Source organism: Dactylosporangium maewongense, assembly GCF_039531485.1.
GTDB lineage: Bacteria > Actinomycetota > Actinomycetes > Mycobacteriales > Micromonosporaceae > Dactylosporangium > Dactylosporangium maewongense.
In genome coordinates this window covers 12,380-29,280 of the sequence record NZ_BAAAQD010000062.1, presented here as the reverse complement: position 1 = coordinate 29,280, position 16,901 = coordinate 12,380, and the positions used below count along the sequence as shown (strand labels likewise).

Annotated in this window: 19 protein-coding genes and 1 pseudogene; 2 read left to right on the top strand and 18 right to left on the bottom strand. The window is 72.4% G+C overall.

The window, feature by feature from the left end; all coding sequences use genetic code 11:
- Nucleotides 1-717, top strand: a pseudogene (locus tag ABD332_RS58905) (hypothetical protein); the annotation flags it as partial.
- A 10-nt stretch (nucleotides 718-727) separates the two neighbouring features.
- Nucleotides 728-1,018, top strand: a complete 291-nt coding sequence (locus ABD332_RS58900; protein ID WP_344515746.1) for a hypothetical protein — start codon at nucleotides 728-730, stop codon at nucleotides 1,016-1,018.
- 32 nt (nucleotides 1,019-1,050) lie between these two features.
- On the opposite strand, the gene ABD332_RS58895 is transcribed toward ABD332_RS58900, so the two are convergent.
- The 18 genes from ABD332_RS58895 to fliG all read right to left on the bottom strand — a co-directional run bounded on the left by ABD332_RS58895 (nucleotide 1,051) and on the right by fliG (nucleotide 16,894).
- Nucleotides 1,051-1,824 carry a flagellar biosynthetic protein FliR gene (locus ABD332_RS58895; RefSeq protein WP_344515744.1) on the bottom strand — a complete coding sequence of 258 codons (774 nt, stop codon included), beginning with the start codon at nucleotides 1,822-1,824 and terminating at the stop codon, nucleotides 1,051-1,053.
- Nucleotides 1,817-2,092: a flagellar biosynthesis protein FliQ gene (gene fliQ / locus ABD332_RS58890; RefSeq protein WP_344515742.1), complete on the bottom strand. Its 276-nt coding sequence runs from the start codon at nucleotides 2,090-2,092 to the stop codon at nucleotides 1,817-1,819. The genes ABD332_RS58895 and fliQ overlap by 8 nt, the downstream gene beginning before the upstream one ends.
- Before the next feature lie 15 nt (nucleotides 2,093-2,107).
- Nucleotides 2,108-2,872 carry a flagellar type III secretion system pore protein FliP gene (gene fliP, locus ABD332_RS58885; RefSeq protein ID WP_344515741.1) on the bottom strand — a complete coding sequence of 255 codons (765 nt, stop codon included), beginning with the start codon at nucleotides 2,870-2,872 and terminating at the stop codon, nucleotides 2,108-2,110.
- Nucleotides 2,869-3,168 carry a flagellar biosynthetic protein FliO gene (locus ABD332_RS58880; RefSeq protein WP_344515739.1) on the bottom strand — a complete coding sequence of 100 codons (300 nt, stop codon included), beginning with the start codon at nucleotides 3,166-3,168 and terminating at the stop codon, nucleotides 2,869-2,871. Before ABD332_RS58880 ends, fliP begins: the two co-directional genes overlap by 4 nt.
- A gap of 48 nt (nucleotides 3,169-3,216) precedes the next feature.
- On the bottom strand, nucleotides 3,217-3,960 hold the full coding sequence (fliN, locus tag ABD332_RS58875) for a flagellar motor switch protein FliN (RefSeq protein WP_344515737.1): 744 nt from the start codon (nucleotides 3,958-3,960) through the stop codon (nucleotides 3,217-3,219).
- Nucleotides 3,957-4,982, bottom strand: a complete 1,026-nt coding sequence (locus ABD332_RS58870; RefSeq protein WP_344515735.1) for a flagellar motor switch protein FliM — start codon at nucleotides 4,980-4,982, stop codon at nucleotides 3,957-3,959. Before ABD332_RS58870 ends, fliN begins: the two co-directional genes overlap by 4 nt.
- 96 nt (nucleotides 4,983-5,078) lie before the next feature.
- Nucleotides 5,079-5,540, bottom strand: coding sequence for a flagellar basal body-associated FliL family protein (locus ABD332_RS58865; RefSeq protein ID WP_344515733.1), 462 nt, complete (start codon nucleotides 5,538-5,540; stop codon nucleotides 5,079-5,081).
- A 12-nt stretch (nucleotides 5,541-5,552) separates the two neighbouring features.
- On the bottom strand, nucleotides 5,553-6,473 hold the full coding sequence (locus tag ABD332_RS58860) for a flagellar motor protein MotB (protein WP_344515731.1): 921 nt from the start codon (nucleotides 6,471-6,473) through the stop codon (nucleotides 5,553-5,555).
- A gap of 85 nt (nucleotides 6,474-6,558) precedes the next feature.
- Entirely contained in the window at nucleotides 6,559-7,332 is a 774-nt protein-coding gene (locus tag ABD332_RS58855) for a flagellar motor protein (protein WP_344515729.1), read from the bottom strand.
- Between the two features lie 3 nt (nucleotides 7,333-7,335).
- Complete coding sequence (locus ABD332_RS58850; protein WP_344515727.1) at nucleotides 7,336-7,620, bottom strand: flagellar FlbD family protein; 285 nt, start codon at nucleotides 7,618-7,620, stop codon at nucleotides 7,336-7,338.
- Nucleotides 7,621-7,784: 164 nt separating this feature from the next.
- On the bottom strand, nucleotides 7,785-9,008 hold the full coding sequence (locus ABD332_RS58845) for a flagellar hook protein FlgE (protein ID WP_344515725.1): 1,224 nt from the start codon (nucleotides 9,006-9,008) through the stop codon (nucleotides 7,785-7,787).
- Between the two features lie 15 nt (nucleotides 9,009-9,023).
- Nucleotides 9,024-9,449: a flagellar hook capping FlgD N-terminal domain-containing protein gene (locus tag ABD332_RS58840; RefSeq protein ID WP_344515723.1), complete on the bottom strand. Its 426-nt coding sequence runs from the start codon at nucleotides 9,447-9,449 to the stop codon at nucleotides 9,024-9,026.
- A 216-nt stretch (nucleotides 9,450-9,665) separates the two neighbouring features.
- Nucleotides 9,666-12,272 carry a flagellar hook-length control protein FliK gene (locus ABD332_RS58835; RefSeq protein ID WP_344515722.1) on the bottom strand — a complete coding sequence of 869 codons (2,607 nt, stop codon included), beginning with the start codon at nucleotides 12,270-12,272 and terminating at the stop codon, nucleotides 9,666-9,668.
- Nucleotides 12,269-13,267 (bottom strand): transglycosylase SLT domain-containing protein, encoded by a 999-nt coding sequence (locus tag ABD332_RS58830; protein WP_344515720.1) that lies wholly within the window; start codon nucleotides 13,265-13,267, stop codon nucleotides 12,269-12,271. Before ABD332_RS58830 ends, ABD332_RS58835 begins: the two co-directional genes overlap by 4 nt.
- A gap of 85 nt (nucleotides 13,268-13,352) precedes the next feature.
- Nucleotides 13,353-13,787: a cell envelope biogenesis protein TolA gene (locus ABD332_RS58825; RefSeq protein WP_344515718.1), complete on the bottom strand. Its 435-nt coding sequence runs from the start codon at nucleotides 13,785-13,787 to the stop codon at nucleotides 13,353-13,355.
- Entirely contained in the window at nucleotides 13,787-15,103 is a 1,317-nt protein-coding gene (locus ABD332_RS58820; protein WP_344515716.1) for a FliI/YscN family ATPase, read from the bottom strand. The genes ABD332_RS58825 and ABD332_RS58820 overlap by 1 nt, the downstream gene beginning before the upstream one ends.
- A complete protein-coding gene (locus ABD332_RS58815; RefSeq protein ID WP_344515714.1) occupies nucleotides 15,100-15,900 on the bottom strand; it encodes a FliH/SctL family protein in 801 nt (266 codons plus the stop codon). The genes ABD332_RS58820 and ABD332_RS58815 overlap by 4 nt, the downstream gene beginning before the upstream one ends.
- Nucleotides 15,884-16,894 carry a flagellar motor switch protein FliG gene (fliG, locus tag ABD332_RS58810; protein ID WP_344515712.1) on the bottom strand — a complete coding sequence of 337 codons (1,011 nt, stop codon included), beginning with the start codon at nucleotides 16,892-16,894 and terminating at the stop codon, nucleotides 15,884-15,886. Before fliG ends, ABD332_RS58815 begins: the two co-directional genes overlap by 17 nt.
- Between the last annotated feature and the right edge of the window lie 7 nt (nucleotides 16,895-16,901).

Here is a 16,901-nt window from a genome sequence, read left to right as displayed (position 1 = left end):
CGCGCCGTGCGGGCCGCCGCGGCCGAACGCGCCAGCGGCGACCGGACCGCCGCGGAGAAGTCCGAGCGGCAGACCGCGCTGGGCCGCCGGCTGCAGTCGCTGGGCGTGCCGTCGGACATCGCGTTCCGGGCCAACGCCGCCGACACCTACAGCGCCGTGGTCGACGCCTTCGCGGCGCTGCCCGTCGCCGAGCCCGCGCCCGATGGCCCGGGGGAGACGCTCATCGTCGTCGGCGAGTCGACGCACGCGGTCGAGGTCGCCCGGTGGGTCGCGGAGACCCAGCGGCTCGACAGCGACCACATCCTCTTCGCCGGCCGCAACGCCGCCGCCGCGGGCATCGACGCCAAGCGCCGCGTCACCGGCGCCCACGACGCCCGCCTCTGGGCCAAGAAGCTGCGCAAGTCCGACGCGCCCAGCGTCGTCGCCGTCGAGGCCGCCCTGGACGAGTCCGCCTGGGCCGCCGCGATCGTCGAGGCGGTCCGCCCCGTCGCGGTCTGGGTCGTCGTCGACGCCAGCCGCAAGACCTCCGACGTCGCCCACCACCTGCAGGGCCTGCGCCGCGTCGACGCCATCTGCCTGCGCGGCACGATGTCCAGCGGCGACCCGGCCAGCCCGCTGTCGCTGCGGGTGCCCGTCGCCCTCCTGGACGGCCGGCCCTCGACACCGTTCCAGTGGGCCGCGATGCTCTGCGAGCGCCTGAGCCTGGTGGGCGGCTGACGTGCTGGGGATGGCACGCTTCTCCACGCTGTTCCTCGCCGTGGTGATCGCGTCGCCCGCCCTCTACGCCACGTTCGTCACCCACCACCTCGACCTGCAGACCGGGCTGCTCCGCCTGCTCATCGCCGTGCCGGTGGCCGCGGTGATGCTCGCCGTCTTCCGGATGGTGACCCACAGCTACGGCAAGCCCGACAAGAAGCGCGAGCCGTCCCCGGACGCCGCCACCGGCGATGAGCCGCTGCGCGCCGAGGCCGTGGCCGGCGAGCCCTTCCCCCAGCGCCGCGCCGAGGACAACCCCTGACCCACCCGCACCGCTGACGCCCCGCGCCGCGGTCAGGCGGCCAGGAGCTTCAGGACCAGGGTCACGGAGCGGTCGGTCAGGTTGGCGATCGCGTTCGGCAGGAGCATCATCGCGGTGCCGACGATGACCAGGGTGAGCAGGACCTTCGCCGGGAAGCCGAAGGAGAACGGGTTGAGGGCGGGGGCGGCGCGGGTCAGCAGGCCCAGGGCGACGTCCACGGCGAGCATGATCGCGACCAGGGGGGCCGCGATCTGCAGGCCCGCCAGGAACATCTCGCCGAAGCCGTCCTTGATGATGCCGGCGAAGGTCTCCAGGGAGAAGGCGTCGTTGAGCGGGATCGCGGTGTAGGAGCGGGCGAAGCCGCGCAGGATCAGCTGGTGCGAGTCGGTGGCGAACATGAGCGCCATGCCGATGAGGTTGTAGAAGCGGCCGAAGACGGCGTTGCCCTGGAGCATGAAGGGGTCCATCGAGAACGCCAGGCTGAAGCCGCCGACGAGGTCGATCATGTTGCCGGCGATCTGGACCGCGGCGAAGAGCAGCGCGGTGATGAAGGCGAGCGCCGCGCCGATGACGGCCTGCTCGACGGCGTTGAGGATGAGCACGCCGGTGGACATGCCCGGCGGGATCTGCGGGGCGAGGCGCGGGGCGATGGGCAGGGCGATCGCCACCGACAGCAGGGCCTTCACGGCGGCGGGCGCGCCGCGGTTGTTGAAGGGTGGGCACAGGGCGAGCCACACGCCCGCCCGGATCGAGCCGAGCAGGATCGCCAGGACCGTGCTCAGCGGCACGGTGTAGGACTCAGGCACCCTTGATCAGGTCCGGGATCTGGGCGTAGAGCTGCTCGGTGTAGGTGACCATCTCGTGCAGCATCCAGTTGCCGGCGAAGAGCAGCGCCAGCCCGATGGCGGCCGCCTTCGGGACGAAGGAGAGCGTCGACTCCTGGATCTGGGTCACGGACTGGAAGAGCGAGATGGCGAAGCCGACGACGAGCGCCGTGAGCAGGATCGGCGCGCCGAGCTTCGCGGCGATCGTCATGGCCTCCAGGCTGAGCTCGAGGATCTTGGTGTCGGTCATGCGGGGTACACCTCGTCAGTGGTAGCTGGCCACGAGGGCGGTGAGGATCAGCCCCCACCCGTTGACCAGGACGAACAGCAGGAGCTTGAACGGCAGCGCGATGGTGACGGGCGGCAGCATCATCATGCCCAGCGACATGAGGGCCGCCGAGACGACCATGTCGATGACCAGGAACGGGATGTAGATGACGAAGCCGATGATGAACGCGGCCCGCAGCTCGGACAGGACGAACGCGGGGATCAGCGTCGACAGCGGCACGTCGTCCTTGTTCTTCGGCAGCGGCCGGTCGGCGATCTTCGTGAAGAGCGCGATCTCGTCCTTGCGGGTCTGCTTCAGCATGAACGCCTCGAGCGGCTGCATCCCGTCCTTGAAGGCCACCGCCTGGGTCTTCTCTCCCTTCAGATAGGGCTGGAGCCCGACGTCGTTCACCTCGGAGACGACCGGCGACATGATGAAGAGGCTGACGAACAGCGCCAGGCCGGCGATGACCTGGTTGGGCGGCACGTTGCTGAGGCCGAGCGCGTTGCGGGTGATCGACAGGACCACGAAGACCTTCGTGAAGCTGGTCGTCATCAGCAGCAGCGACGGCGCGATCGACAGCAGCGTCAGCAGGATGATGATGGTGATCGACTGGCTGGGCTGGACGCCGCCGACGTCGATGTTGACCGTGCCGTCGGGTGGGGTCGGCGACACCGGTGGCTTCGGCGTCGGTGCGGCGTGGGCGGCGGCGGGCAGGAGCAGCGCCGTACCGAAGGCGGCAAGAGCCAGCAGGAGCCTCATCGCTTGCCCCTCAGGAACCGCCAGGCCTCCGCCGAGAGCAGCGAGCCGGCCAGGGGGGACGGGCGCGGATCCTCCGGCGCGCCGGCGGAGAACACCGCGGCGTCCGCGTCGGCCAGCAGCGACACCCCCGCGTCGCTGACGCCGAGCACGAGGGCCCGGTCGGCGACCTTCACGACCGCGACCGACGAGCCCCGGCTGAGCTGCTGGCGGGCGAGCACGGTGACCAGCCCCGCGCCGTGGCCGCCGCCGACCCCGCGCCGGGCCAGCCGCGCCAACGCCCACAGTAGGACAAACACTACGGTGAGTGAGCACAGGACGCGCAAAGCCAGTTCGAACATCAGCGACTAGGCCCGGTCCGAAGGGCCGACGATCTCGGTGATCCGGATGCCGAAGTTCTCGTCGATCACGACCACCTCGCCGCGGGCGATGAGCCGCCCGTTGACGAGCAGGTCGGCGGGGCCGCCGGCGGCCCGGTCCAGCTCGATCACCGCGCCGGGGGCGAGCGACAGCAGCTCCCGCACGCTCATCCGGGTCCGCCCGAGCTCGGCGGTGACCTCCATCTCGACATCGTGCAGCAGGTCGAAGGCCGGCGGCCGGCCGCGGTCGTCGCGGTCGTCGCGGAAGTCGCCGGCGCCCCCGCCGGAGGTCACCTCGACCGCCACGGCCAGCGCGACGACGGCGTGGACGGCACCCTCGTCGGTGGTGAGCGGCACCAGGACGCCGCCCGCGGCGACGACCTGCCCCATGGCGCCGGCCGGCTGGAGCACCTCGCCCGGGTCGACGACGACCGGCCCGACGGTGGTCGCCGCGGCCTCCAGGGCGGGCCGGACGGCCTGGCTCAGGTCCAGGGCGCCCATGGGGGAGTTCGCGAGGGCCTCGACGAGGTCCTGGGTGACGACGATGGCGACCTCGCCCTGCGCGGTGCCGGCGAACCGGGCGCGGACGGCCTGGCCGTCGATCGCGAGCTCGTCGACGTTCTGCGTGGGCGCACCGACGGAGAGCGGGGAGCTGGCGGGCAGCAGCGCCACGGCGGCCTGTGCGGCCGCCTCGGCGCGGGCCAGCAGTGCCTCGTTGGTGGCGATGGTCATCGGCGGTTCTCCTCAGCGCGGTTCTGGCCGAGCTGTCCGGCCGGCTGTCCTGCGGGCCGGTGTGTCGGTCGTTGACCTGGCTGCGGGCTCGGCACCACGAGACAGGCCAGACGGTTGCCCTGCGCGCCCGGGACGGCGTAGGCGAACGTGATGTCCGCCGTGGTCACCGCCAGGGGCGTCGAGGTGGTGTGGGCGAGCGGCACGACGTCGCCCGGCCGCAGCCCGATCAGGTCGGCGGGGTGCATGCGGACCGGCTGGAAGCGCACCGCGACCTCGATCGGCGCGCCCTCCAGGCCGGCGACCACGTTGCGGTAGGCGATCTCACGGGCCGCCCGCTGTGCCTCGGTGAGCACCGCGCTGCCCTGCTCGCCCTGCAGCTTCGGGAAGATCGAGCCGAACGGCAGGCAGATGCTGGCGACGCACTCCTCGCTGCCGACCCGCATCTCGAAGGACGCCACGATCACGGCGTCGGACGTCGCGCCCGCCTGGGCGAACTGGGGGTTGTACTCGATCGTCGTCATCTCCGGCCGTAACGCCACGATGCCCTCGAAGGCGTAGCGCAGCTCGCCGAGCGTCCGCTCGATGAGGCCGTGCAGCAACGGCATCTCGATGTCGCTCAGCGGGCGCTGGGGCTGCGGGCCGCCCGGGCCGCCGAGCATGTGGTCGATGCAGGCCATGGCGGTGCTCAGGGAGAACTCCAGGATGGCAGTGCCGGGTAATGGGTCGATGCTGAACATGGCGACGACGGTCGGACTGGACAGGCCGCTGATGTACTCGTCGTAGGTCAGCTGTTCGATGGAGATCAGGCTGACCTGCGACACCGCCCGGAGGCTGGTGGTCAGCAGCGTGGCGTACTGGCGGGCGAAGGTCTCGTAGGAGATCTGCAGGGTTCGGATGTGTTCGCGGGACAGTTTGGTCGGACGCCGGAAGTCATACGGCTCAGGACCGGAGCTCTTGCCGCCACGCCGGCTCATCTTGCCGGGCGTGCGGCCGCTCCCGGTCGCCGACGTTGACTGCGTCACTCTCTTACCATCGGTCTTTTTGGGTGCAGCTTGACGTAAAACGGCCGAAACGGACCTAGAGGTTTCCTTGAAACCCCCAGATCCGCCGGTTCGGGCCTACTGGATCACGAACGACGTGAAGTACACGTCCATGATCTCTTTCGTCTTGTCCACCGTGTACGCCTTCTCGATCTTCTCCCGGAGCTCCGCCTTCGAGCGCTCCCGCTCGGTGTTGGACATGAGCTCCGCCATCGGCCGGTTGCTGTACAGCTCGATCGCGATGTCCAGCGCCTTGCTGCCGTCCGGGGCCTCGGCCGCGTCCGCGGTCGCCTGCAGCGACAGCCTGAGCTTCAGGAAGTGCCCGTCGGCCAGGTTGATCGTGACCGGGTCCAGCGGCACCACCGCGCCCGGCTCGGGCTCGGGCGCCGCGGTCGCGGAGGACGGCTTGAACATGAAGTAGCCGCCCGCCCCGCCGCCCAGCAGCACCACCACGATCGCGATGATCATGATGAGCTTCTTCCTGCTCTTCTTCGGCGCCTCTTCGGTCTCCGCCTGAGCCGCCTTCTCGTCCTTCGCCATCCAGGCCGCTCCTTACGAGGTCGGGGTGGCCGAGGGCAGCAGCGCCCGGGTGTCGGCCGGAAGGGAGGACAGGACGATGATCTCCACCCGCCGGTTGAGCGACGCCGCTCGCGGGTCGTCCGCCGCGTACAGCGGCTTCGTGTCGGCGTAGCCGGACGCCATCAGGCGGGTCTCCGGGATGCCGGCGTTGCTGTGCAGGAAGCGCACCACCGTCGAGGCGCGGGCCGTGGACAGCTCCCAGCCGCTGGGGTAGTTGCCGGTCGTGGCGGCGAGCTGGTTGGTGTGCCCGTCGACCTCGATCTTGTTGGGCAGGCCGGCGATCGCCGGGCCGATCCCGGCCATGATCTCCCGGCCGGCGGACAGCAGCTGCGCCTCGCCGCCGTCGAACACGATCGCGCTGGTGACGACGGTGACGACCAGGCCGCGCTCGTCGATGGTGAACTTCACCGAGTCCTGCAGGCCCTGCTTCTCGAGGTTCTTCTCGATCTGGTCCTTGATCTTCTCGAAGTTCTCGACCTCCTGCTGCGCGGCCTTCTGCTTCGCCGACGCCGTCGCCCGCTCCTTCGCCGCCACGGCCTCCTGGATCGCCGTCGCGTCGCTGGTGGTGCCGCCGATGCCCGAGGACAGGTCCATCGGGGAGTCGCTGTCGGAGGACTCCATGAGGTTGGACTCGCCGCCGTCGAACGCCACCGAGGGGGAGCCGAAGCCGACCGCGAGACCGTTCTTGAGCTCCGCGAACTTCTTCTGGTCGACCTGGCTGATCGCGAACAGCACGATGAAGAGCACCATCAGCAGCGTCATCATGTCGGCGTAGCTGACCAGCCAGCGCTCGTGGTTCTCGTGCTCCTCCTCGTGCGCGCCGTGCTTCTTGCCGTGGCCCTTCGCGTGCGCGCCCTTGGTGCCGCCCTTGGCAGCGTGCCCACCTCCGCTCATGCCGCCACCTCCGCTGCGCTCCGGCGTCGGCCTGAGCCAAACCTGTCACATGATGAGCGGACCGAGCCGCTTCGCTGTCCGCTCATCAGGCGGCCTCCTTCTTCTCAGTGACGCTGCCCGGCGGCAGCAGGCTTCGGAGCTTCTGTGCGACCAGGCGGGGGTTGGCCCCTGCCTGGATGTTGATGATGCCGGCGATCACGAGCTCCATCTGTGCGCATTCGAGCTCGGACAGCCGTTTCAACTTGGCTCCCATCGGCAGCCACATGACGTTTGCTGAGAGAACTCCCCAGAGCGTCGCCACGAAGGCGCCGGCGATGAGGTGGCCGAGCTTGTCCGGCTGGCTCAGGTTCTCCAGTACGTGGATCAGGCCGATGACCGTGCCGATGATGCCGATCGTCGGGGCGTACCCGCCCATGCCCGTGAAGATCGTCGCGGCCTGCTTGTCGGCCTTGCGTTTCGCGTCCACCTCGGCCTCGAGGATCGTCGCGAGCTCCTCCGAGTCGGTGCCGTCGATGGCGAGCTGCAGGCCCTTCTTGAGGAACGGATCCTGCACCTCCTTCATCGCGTCCTCCAGCGCGAGGAGCCCCTCGCGCCGGGCCTTCTCGGCGAGCTTGACGATGTCGTCGACCAGCGCGTCGGCCGGCTGCACGCTGCCCAGCAGCACCCGCTTGAACGAGTCGCCGAGCGCGATCGTGTCCTTCAGCATGCCGCCGGCCATGGCCGCGCCGAGCGTGCCGAAGAAGACCAGGATCAGCGGAGGCAACAGGAAGATGGAGCCGGGGCTGCCGCCTTCGAGGATCATCGAGACGAAGATCGCGATGAAGGCGAGCACGACCCCGATGATGGTTGCCGGATCCATGTGTCAGCGCTCCCGACGGTGGAGATGGACGACGTTGGTCTCCTTGGCGCGCTCCCGGGCCTCGTCGGCGCGCTCCGCCGACGTCTGCCCCACGAGCTGCTGCGCGTCCACGACCACCTGCGCCCGGTACTGGCGGATCAGCGCCACCAGCTCCGGCAGTGACTCGGCGATCAGGTACTTGGTGCCGTCGACCAGGGTCACGACGGTGTCGGGGGTGCAGTCGGCCCGCTCGACCAGGTCGGGGTTGAGGGCGAACACCGGGCCGTTGAGTCGGGTCAGCAGGATCATCGACGCGCTCCCGTCCTTGGTGGTAGTGGGCGAGGCCCCCTCCGTGGTGCCTTCGGAGTTCACATCGGACCGATCGGCCGACAGGTGAGGAGTTGACGGTTGCCGTGGAGGTGCTACGCAAAAAGCCCACCCCGAAGGGTGGGCCTTTTGTCCGATGGAATCCCTTACCGCTTCAGGTTCACCAGCTCCTGCAGCACCTCGTCCGACGTGCTGATCACCTTCGAGTTCGCCTGGAAGCCGCGCTGGGCCACGATCAGGTTCGTGAACTCCTGCGCCAGGTCGACGTTGGACATCTCCGTCGCACCGCTCTGCAACGTGCCGAGACCCGCCGTCCCGGCGACGCCGACCTGCGCCAGGCCCGAGTTCACCGTGAAGCGGTACAGCGAGTCGCCGACCTTCTCCAGACCGGGCGGGTTGTTGAAGTTGGCGAGCGCGAGCTGCGCCACCGTCTGCTTGTTGCCGTTGGAGAACACGCCGACGAGCTGACCGTCGGGGTTGATGCTGAAGGACTGCAGCGTCGCGGCCGGCGAACCGTTCTGGCTCAGCGGGCTCACCGTCGTGCTGCCCGTGTACTCCGTCAGGCCCGCCAGGTCCACCTCGACGCCGTTGCCGTCGCTGTCCGGGTCGTACAGCAGGCCGATCTTCGTGTTGCCGTTCGAGTCGGTGTACGTGGGCCCGCTGATCTGCCCGTTCGGCAGGAACGTCAGGCTCGCCGGTGACGACGGCGTGGTGCCGTCGCTGACGCTGACCTCCCACCCGCCGGCGGTCAGCGTGAACGTCGACGTCAGCGTCACCACGTTGCCCTGCACGTCGTACGTCTTGATCGACCGCGGGATCGTGGTGTTCAGCGGCGCGTCGGCCGGCAGGTTACCGGCGATGACCATGTTGCGGGTGGCGTTCGGTGCGATCAGTGTGCCCATCGGCAGCCGGATGTCGCCGATCGGCGCGTTCGTGTTGACCGTGCCGTTCACCGCCGGCCAGCCCTGCACCGCGGCGCCGGTCGGCGTGACCAGCTTGCCCTCGGCGTCGAAGTTGAACGCACCGGCCCGCGTGTAGAGCATCTCGTCGACGGAGTTGACGACGAAGAACCCGTCGCCGGAGATCATCACGTCGGTGGCGCGGCCCGTCGTCTGCGCCGAGCCCTGGATGAAGCTCGTGTTGATCGCGCCGAGCCGTACGCCCAGGCCGACCTGGGCGGGGTTCGTGCCGCCCTGCCCCTGCTGCGGCGCGCCCGCGGCCCGCATCATCTGGCTCAGCGTGTCCTGGAACACCACCTGCGACGACTTGAACCCCACGGTGTTGACGTTGGCGATGTTGTTGCTGGTGACATCCATCATCTGCTGGTGGGCCCGCAGACCGCTGATGCCGGAGAAGAGTGAGCGGAGCATGGGGGAGGGGTCCTTTCAGGATGCCGGGTTGCGGACTTCCTTGACCGCAGTGAGCGCGACATCCGTGTCGCCGACCCGCAGGGTGGGGCTGGTGCCCGAGAACGTCGCCGCGGTCACCACGCCGGACTGCTCCTTGCCGTCCTTGTCGGTGTACGCGACGGTCTTGCCGATCAGGTTGCTCGCGCCGAGCTGCAGCTGCGCGGTGAGCAGGCTCTGCTGCGCCGTCGCCAGGTCGGTCAGCTTCTCGACCGTGGTGAACTGCGCCGTCTGCGCCAGGAACTCCGAGTTGTCCATCGGCTTCATCGGGTCCTGGTACTTCAGCTGCGCGACGAGCAGCTTCAGGAACGCGTCCTTGCCCAGGTCGCCGCCGGGCTTCGCGGGTGCCTCCTGCTTCGTGCCGTCCGTCTTCGCGACGTCGCCGGGCGCGTTCGTCTTCGGCACGTAGTCGCTGACGTTGCCGGGGACCGGCTTCGGGACGTAGTCGCCGACGTTGCCACTGACAGGACCACTGACAGGACCGCTGGCAGCGCCACTGTTGGTGCCACTGGCAGGACCACTGGCAGGGGCGCTGACAGGGGCGCGGGCGGGGCCACTGGCAGGGCCGGTGACAGGGCCGGAGACCGGCGTGATCGGGGTGGTGATGGCGAAACCCCCTACCTAGATGCGCACGTCGACCAGGGCGTCCGGGTCGAGGACCGGTTCGGTCGCCCGCGACTCGGGTGCCTGCTGATGAGATCGACCCTGCGACTGCCAACCTGAGAACTGTTGCGACTGGTTGCCGGGCCGGTCAGTGTCCTGGTGCAGATCCAGTGAGCACTGCCCGAATCCCGCGTCCCGCAGGTCCTGCCGCAGGTCCGGCAGCGCCGCCTGCAGCGCGGCCCGCGCCGCGTCACTGCCCGCCGCCAGCTGCACGGCGATCGTCCCGTCCCGCACCTCGGCGACGATGCTGACCTGCCCCAGGTCCCCGGGGCTGAGCTGGATCGTCATCCGGTGCACCCCGTCGGGCCCCTTCCGCAGCGGCGTCAGCACCATCGCGACCTGCGTCGCCACCGGTGCCGGCGGCGGTGCCTGCGCGGGCGCGGGAGTTGCCGCGACGGCCTGCGTCATCGGCGGCTGCGGCAGCTGTACGGCCACCGCCTGCCCTCCGCCGGCACCGTCCTCGATCCGCGCGGGGTGCCGCGCGTGACCGTTGCCGCCGGGTGTCCCGCTCTGGCCGCCCCGGCCCTGCGCGTCGCCGGCGAGCGCGCCCTGTGCGGCTCCCTGTGCCGCCCGCTGCGCCGCGAGCTGCGCCGCCTGCTGACCGCCGTCGACCGCCCCGCCACGCGCCTCGGCCGGCACCGCGTCGGTGGCGGCGATGGCGGCCGTGGGCACGGACTGGGGGAGCCCCTGCGGGCTCGCTGCGCCGCCGGCCTCGGCGGCGGACCGTGCCGCGGCCTGAGCGGCTGACTGGGCGGCGGCTGACTGGGCCGCGAACTGAGCGGCTGACTGGGGCGCGGACTGGGCGGCGGTGGTGGGCTGGGCCGTGGTGGGCTGGGTCTGGTGCTGCGGGTCGAGCGGTGTGGTGGCCGGCGTCGCCACGGGCGGCGCTGCCTGCGCCGTCAGGGTGGCATCGCCGGTGAGCTGGGCGGTCGCCGGGTCGGTGGTCCGCGGCGCCCGGGGGAGCTGGGCCGGGTCGGCCGCCGGTGCCGCCTCCTGCTCCGTCAGCAGCGCCGCCGCCTGGGCGAGCAGGCCCTGCGCGGGGGCGGCCGGGACGGTGGCGGATGCTGCCCCGGAGCCGAGCGCCTGCGTGGCGCCGGACGCGGCCACGACGGGCGCCGCCACCGGAGTGGTCGCCGCGGTGGCGGTCAGGCCGGCACCGGGAAGCGGGTTGCCGGTCCAGGCGGTCAGGTCCTGCCCTTCGCCGGCCGGCCGCGCGGCTCGGGGATCGGCCGGCACCTGCGGCGGTGTGGCGAGTCGCGCCGCCGGGTCGGGCAGCGCCTGCGCGGCGGCCTGCGCCCCGGTCAGCGCCGCGTCCTGTCCGGCGGCAGCCTGCGCCCCGGCGCGCGCCGCGAGCTGCGCCCCGATCCGAGCCGCGTCCTGCCCGGCTGCCTGTGCCCCGGTCCGTGCCGCGTCGTGCCCGGTGGCCTGCGTTCCGGCCTGAGCCGCGAGCTGTGCTTCAGCCCGCGCTGAGAGCTGTGCCCCGGCCTGCGTTCCGGCCTGCGCCGCGAGCTGCGCTCCGGCCTGAGCTGAGAGCTGTGCCCCGGCCTGCGCCGCGGTCTGTACCCCAGCCTGCGCCGCGGGCTGTGTCCCAGCCTGCGCCGCGACCTGGACGTCGGCCTGCGTCGAAAGCTGTGCCGCGAGCTGTGACCCGGCCTGTGCCGCGAGCTGTGACCCGGCCTGTGCCGTGAGCTGTGCCCCGAAGTGAGCCGCGGTCCGGGACCCGGCCTGCCCCTCAGATTGCGCACCGGTCGCCGCACCGATCTCGGTCCCGGTGGGGGCGCCTGGCCGCAGACCGAGCTGGGCCTGGGCCGCAGTCTGCGCCGGGTCCTGTTCCTGCGGCGCTGCCCCGGCCTGGGGCACGGCCCGGGCGTCGAGCTGGTGCCCGGCCGGCTGGAGGGTGGTGGGAAGCGCCGGCTGGGGTCCTGGCTCGGCGGCGACGAGCGGGACGGTCACGACCGTCGGGCCGGTCTCGGCGGCGGCGGCCCTCAGCATGGCCTCCAGGGGGCGCCGCACGCCCGCCTCGCCGGCCGAGCCGGGGCGCGCTTCGGTGGCCGGGTGGCCGGGGGCGTGCGCGAGGGGCCGCGAAGCGCCGGGCGTGGGGTCCGCCGGGCGGGGCGCTTGCCGTACCGGAGCGGCGGCGGCATCGCGGGGCTCCTGGGGCCGCTCGGAGGAGGGGCGCCGCATCACGGGCTCCCGGTGCTGCTGGGCGGCCGCGGTGGAGGCGAGGGCGTCGGCCTCGGGAGCGCGGCGGCGGTCGTCGGCGCGGCGGTCCCGCACCGGGAAGCGCCGGTCCTGCGTCCTGTCCGTCCTGTCCGTCCTGTCCCGGTCGCGGTCCTGCTCCGGGCGCCGCACGGGGCGTTGCTCGGGGCGCTGTTCAGGGCGCTGCTCGAAGCGCTGATCGAGGCGGCGGTCGCGGGCGCCCTGGGTCGGTGCGCCCTGGGAGGCGCGGCCGTGGGTGGCGGCCGCCAGGGCCGCCGCGAACGCGTCCGAGGGGCCAGCGGCGGCAGGCTGGTCGGCGGCGCGGGTGGCGGCGGCCAGCCGGGTGACGTCCAGTGGTGCGGTCATGCGAAACCCCTTCCCGCGAGCTGTTCCATGGCCGCCTTGACCTTGGGGACGTAGGCCTGGGTCTGCGCGAACGGCGGGATGCCCCCGTAGCGGCTGACCGCGCCGCCGCCCGCGTTGTAGGCGGCGAGGGCGAGGTCGATCGAGCCGAAGCGTTCGAGGTTCGACGACAGCATCCGGGCGGCGCCGTCGACCGCCTGCGCCGGGTCGAGGGCGTCGACGCCGAGGCCGCGGGCGGTGGCCGGCATCAGCTGCATGAGGCCCTGCGCGCCGGCGCCGCTGACGGCGGCCGGGTCGTAGCCGGACTCGACCTTCGCCACGGCGGCCAGGAGGGCGGGCTCGAGGCCGTACTTCGCGCCGGCCTGCTGGAAGAGCTCCGCATAGGGCACCTCCGCCGGCGTCGCCACCGTCGCCCCGGTGAGGGCGGCGGGCCGCAGTGCCATCGCCGTCGCGGAGCGCGAGCCGGCGCCCGTCGCGCCGGACAGCGCGGAGGACCACGCCGGGTCCAGCGAGGTGTTCACGATCCGGCGGATGGCGGTGGGCGTCTCGTACACGTCCTGGACCTTCACCACGTCGCCGGCGTGCGGCGCGGCGATCATGCGGTTGTTCCCGAGGTAGATGGCGATGTGGTCGACGGGGCTGCCGAAGGCGAGCAGGTCGCCGGGGCGGGCGTGGGCCAGGTCGGCCACCGCGGTGCCCTGGCGCGCCTGGTCCTTCGCCACCCGGGGGAGCGTGACGCCGAGGTCGGCGTAGACCCGCTGGACGAGGCCGGAGCAGTCCAGGCCGCTCTCCGGCCTGGTGCCGCCGAAGACGTACGGCGTGCCGAGGTACCGCTTCGCCGCGTCCACGACGTCCCCGCCGGTGACCGCGGAGGTGCTGTCCAATGTGGACTTCAGGGTCGCCGCGAACGCCTCCCCGCTGCCGGCCGCGGCGGGCGCGCCGAGCCCGATCCGGGTCCGGATCTCCGCGACACGCGCCTGCGCCTCGTACACCGTCATGCCGCCACCTCCGCTGCGCTCCGGCGTCGGCCTGCCTGCGACCTGCAATGCTGATTCGCGGCTCCTCCGCTGCGCTCCGGCCCGCTCATGCGTCACCCCTGCGGTTGAAGGCGGCGGAGGTGGTGAGGTCGTCGACCGCCTTGGCCTCGATCGCGGCCGCCGTCCGCTTGCGGGTCAGGTCGTGCCGCTCCTGGAGCTTCTCGATCGTGCGGCGCTGCACGGCCGCGTCGGTGAGGTCGTCGAGCCGGTCCTGGACGGTCTGGTCGGCGAGCTCCGCCGCGCCGATCGCCGCCGCGAGGGCCGTCGCCGTCGCCTGCCGGGCCATGAGGGTCGCGGCGAACGCCGCCGACGTCGCCCCGTCCGGGACCCGCCGGCCGTCGAGGTCGCGCTCCCGGGCGTGCACCGCCCCGTGCGCCGCGGCGGCCTCGCCACGGGCCCGGACGACGGCCGCCTTCGCCGCGTCCTCCTGGGCCTTACGGGCTCGCAGGACCGCGCCGAGCCGGAAACCGTTCTTCGCCATCAGGAGTTCACCAGCGCATCCAGCATCGACCACGCCCGAGGAGCCGGGGTGGTGTCGTCCATGTCCTGTCGCAGGAAGTCGTTGATCTGCGGCCACAGCGCCCGGGCGCGGTCGGCGTCGGGGTTGGTGCCGCTCACGTACGCGCCGATCTCGACCAGCTCCCGCACGTCGCGGTGGGCGGCGAGCATCCGCCGCATGGCGGTGGCGTCGGTGCGCTGCTCGCGGGTGGTGACCGCGTTGGCGACCCGGGACACCGACTCCAGCACGTCGATGCTGGGGAAGTGCCCGGACGTGGCGAGCCGCCGGTCCAGGGTGATGTGCCCGTCGAGGATCGACCGGGCGGTGTCCGCGATCGGCTCGTTGTGGTCGTCGCCCTCGACGAGGACCGTGTACAGGCCGGTGATCGAGCCGACCGGCGCCGGGCCGGCCCGCTCCAGCAGGCGCGGCAGCAGCGCGAACACGCTCGGCGGGTAGCCGCGGGTAGCCGGCGGCTCGCCCGCCGACAGGCCGACCTCGCGCTGCGCCATCGCGGTGCGGGTGAGGCTGTCCATCAGCAGCAGCACGTCCTGGCCGCCGTCGCGGAAGTACTCGGCGATCCGCGTCGCGACGAAGCCGGCCCGCAGCCGCACCAGCGGCGGCTGGTCGGAGGTCGCGATCACCACGACGGACCGGGCGAGGCCCTCGGGCCCGAGGTCGTTCTCGATGAACTCGCGGACCTCGCGGCCCCGCTCGCCGACGAGGCCGATCACGGAGATCTCGGCGTCCGTACCGCGGGTGATCATGGACATGAGGCTGCTCTTGCCGACGCCGGAGCCGGCGAAGATGCCGATGCGCTGCCCGCGCCCGCACGGCACGAGCGTGTCCAGGGCGCGCACGCCGAGCGACAGCGGCTCCTGGACCCGGCCGCGGGCGAGGGCGTCGGGCGCGTCGTGCTCGACGGTGACCCGCTCCAGGCCGGTGAGCGCCGGCCCGCCGTCCATCGGGCGGCCGAGCCCGTCGAGGATGCGGCCGCGCAGCTGCGGGCCGACGGCGATCTGCAGCGGCGAGCCGGTGCTGCGCACGGGGCTGCCGGTGCCGACGCCGGTGAGCGCGCCGAGCGGCAGGCACGCGAGCCGGTCGCCGTCGATGGAGACGACCTCCGCGGGGACCGTCGGGCCGAGGCCGCCCGGGTCGCCGATCTCCACGAGGTCGCCCACGCGGCCGTCGACGCCGGCGACCGTGACCGACAGGCCGACGATCGACGTGACCCGGCCGCTGACGCGCGGGTTGGCGGCCTGGCGGGCGGCGGCGATGCGCTGCTGGAGCGACGACGTCACTGTTCGAGCACCTCCCGGACCCGGTCGAGCGCCGGCGCGAGCCGGGCGTCGACCGACGTGGCGTCGCACAGTGCGAGGGCGTCGCCCGGTCCGAGCGCCGGGTCGTCCACGAGGGACACCGTGCGGCCGTCCATGACCAGTTCCGTCTGTCCTATCGTCAGCCGGTCCGCCGGGTTGAGCCTGACCGTCACCGGACGTGTCCCGGGCACGAGTGCGAGCGCCCGTGCGAGGGCCTCCCGGCCGGGCTCGGTCGCGGTCCGCAACTCCCGGCCGAGGACCGCCTCGGCGAGCGCGAACGCAGTCGCCACGATCTGGTCCTCGATGTCCTGCGCGGCCGGCACCGCCCGGCGCTCCAGCGTGCCGGCGGCGGCGTCGATCGCCCGCAGGGCCGACTCGATGCGGCGGCGGTGCCCCTCGGCGGCCGCCGCGGCCTCGGCGGCGACCCTCGAGGCCTGCGCCTCGGCGCCGGTCTTCGCCTCCCGCATGCCCTGTGCCCACCCGGCGGCGTACCCGGCGGCCTCCGCCTCCTCGCGGACCCGCTCGACGAGCTCCGGCGGGAACGTCTCGCGCTCCCGGAGGTCGACGTCGAACCGGGCCTGCGGCGCGGCGCCGGCGCGGTCGTCGGTGAGGACGCTCTCGCCGTACTGGACGGTCGAGGGGGTCTCCGGCGGCGGGAACGCGCGGGTCGCGGGTGTCGGTGGCGGCGGGGGCGGCGGCGGGAACGCCGGGCGTGGCGTGCCCGCGCGCTTCTTCGCCGGCGGCGGGAAGGCGAGCGGATACTCAGCCGACGAACTCATCGTCGTCCCCTCGGCGGATCGTGATCTGGCCGGACTCCTCCAGGGTGCGGATCGCCTGGACGATCTTCGCCTGGGACTCCTCGACGGTGCGCAGGCGGACCGGGCCGAGCATCTCGATCTCGTCGGCGAGGTTCTCCGCGGCACGCTCGGAGAGGTTCTTCATGACCTTCTGGCGGACCTCCTCGCGGACGCCCTTGAGCGCGGTCGCGAGGTCGTTGGTCTCCACCTGGCGCAGCACCAGCTGGATGGAGCGGTCGTCGAGGGACACGATGTCCTCGAACATGAACATCTTCGAGCGGATCTCCTCCGCCAGCTCCGGGTTGCGCCCGGCGAGCCCTTCGAGGATCAGCCGCTCGGTGGCCCGGTCGGTCCGGTTGATGATCTCGACGAGCGGTTCGAGGCCGCCGACCGCGGACAGGTCGCTCGGCTGGAGCACCGAGGACATCTTGCGCTCCAGGGTCGCCTCCACCTTGCGGATGATCTCGGGGGAGGTGCGGTCCATGACGGCGATGCGGTGCGCGACGTCGGCCTGCAGCTCGGGGGCGAGCCCGCCGAGGATCTGCGACGCCTGGGTGGCGGTCATGTGGGCGAGGACCAGCGCGATCGTCTGCGGGTGCTCGTCCTGCAGGAACGACAGCAGCTGGCGCGGGTCGGCCTGGCCGAGGAAGCCGAACGGCACGTCCATGAAGACGGTGTTGAGCCGGCCGACGATCTCGCCGGCGCGCTCGCGGCCGAGCGACGCCTCCAGCAGGTCGCGGGCGAAGTCGAGGCCGCCCTGCCCCACGTACCGGTGGCCGGTCGCCATGTCGTGGAACTCCTCGAGCACCACGTCGGCGATGTCGCCCTCGACCTGCCCGAGCCGCATGATCTCGGCGGTGAGCTCCTCGACCTCGGCCTCGCGAAGATGCGCCATGATCTTCGCGGCGTCCTCCTTGCCCATCTGGACAAGGAGGATGGCTGCTTTCCGCAGCCCCGTCATCTCCCCGGTCGTCATCGGTCAA

Coding starts and splice junctions, on each gene's coding strand:
- fliQ (WP_344515742.1), bottom strand. CDS start 2,092: ATGACCGACACCAAGATCCTCGAGCTCAGCCTGGAGGCCATGACGATC.
- ABD332_RS58850 (WP_344515727.1), bottom strand. CDS start 7,620: ATGATCCTGCTGACCCGACTCAACGGCCCGGTGTTCGCCCTCAACCCC.
- ABD332_RS58825 (WP_344515718.1), bottom strand. CDS start 13,787: ATGGCGAAGAACGGTTTCCGGCTCGGCGCGGTCCTGCGAGCCCGTAAG.
- ABD332_RS58860 (WP_344515731.1), bottom strand. CDS start 6,473: ATGAGCGGAGGTGGGCACGCTGCCAAGGGCGGCACCAAGGGCGCGCAC.
- fliP (WP_344515741.1), bottom strand. CDS start 2,872: ATGAGGCTCCTGCTGGCTCTTGCCGCCTTCGGTACGGCGCTGCTCCTG.
- ABD332_RS58815 (WP_344515714.1), bottom strand. CDS start 15,900: ATGAGTTCGTCGGCTGAGTATCCGCTCGCCTTCCCGCCGCCGGCGAAG.
- fliN (WP_344515737.1), bottom strand. CDS start 3,960: ATGACCATCGCCACCAACGAGGCACTGCTGGCCCGCGCCGAGGCGGCC.
- ABD332_RS58835 (WP_344515722.1), bottom strand. CDS start 12,272: ATGACCGCACCACTGGACGTCACCCGGCTGGCCGCCGCCACCCGCGCC.
- ABD332_RS58855 (WP_344515729.1), bottom strand. CDS start 7,332: ATGGATCCGGCAACCATCATCGGGGTCGTGCTCGCCTTCATCGCGATC.
- ABD332_RS58900 (WP_344515746.1), top strand. CDS start 728: ATGGCACGCTTCTCCACGCTGTTCCTCGCCGTGGTGATCGCGTCGCCC.
- ABD332_RS58845 (WP_344515725.1), bottom strand. CDS start 9,008: ATGCTCCGCTCACTCTTCTCCGGCATCAGCGGTCTGCGGGCCCACCAG.
- ABD332_RS58830 (WP_344515720.1), bottom strand. CDS start 13,267: ATGACGGTGTACGAGGCGCAGGCGCGTGTCGCGGAGATCCGGACCCGG.
- fliG (WP_344515712.1), bottom strand. CDS start 16,894: ATGACGACCGGGGAGATGACGGGGCTGCGGAAAGCAGCCATCCTCCTT.
- ABD332_RS58865 (WP_344515733.1), bottom strand. CDS start 5,540: ATGGCGAAGGACGAGAAGGCGGCTCAGGCGGAGACCGAAGAGGCGCCG.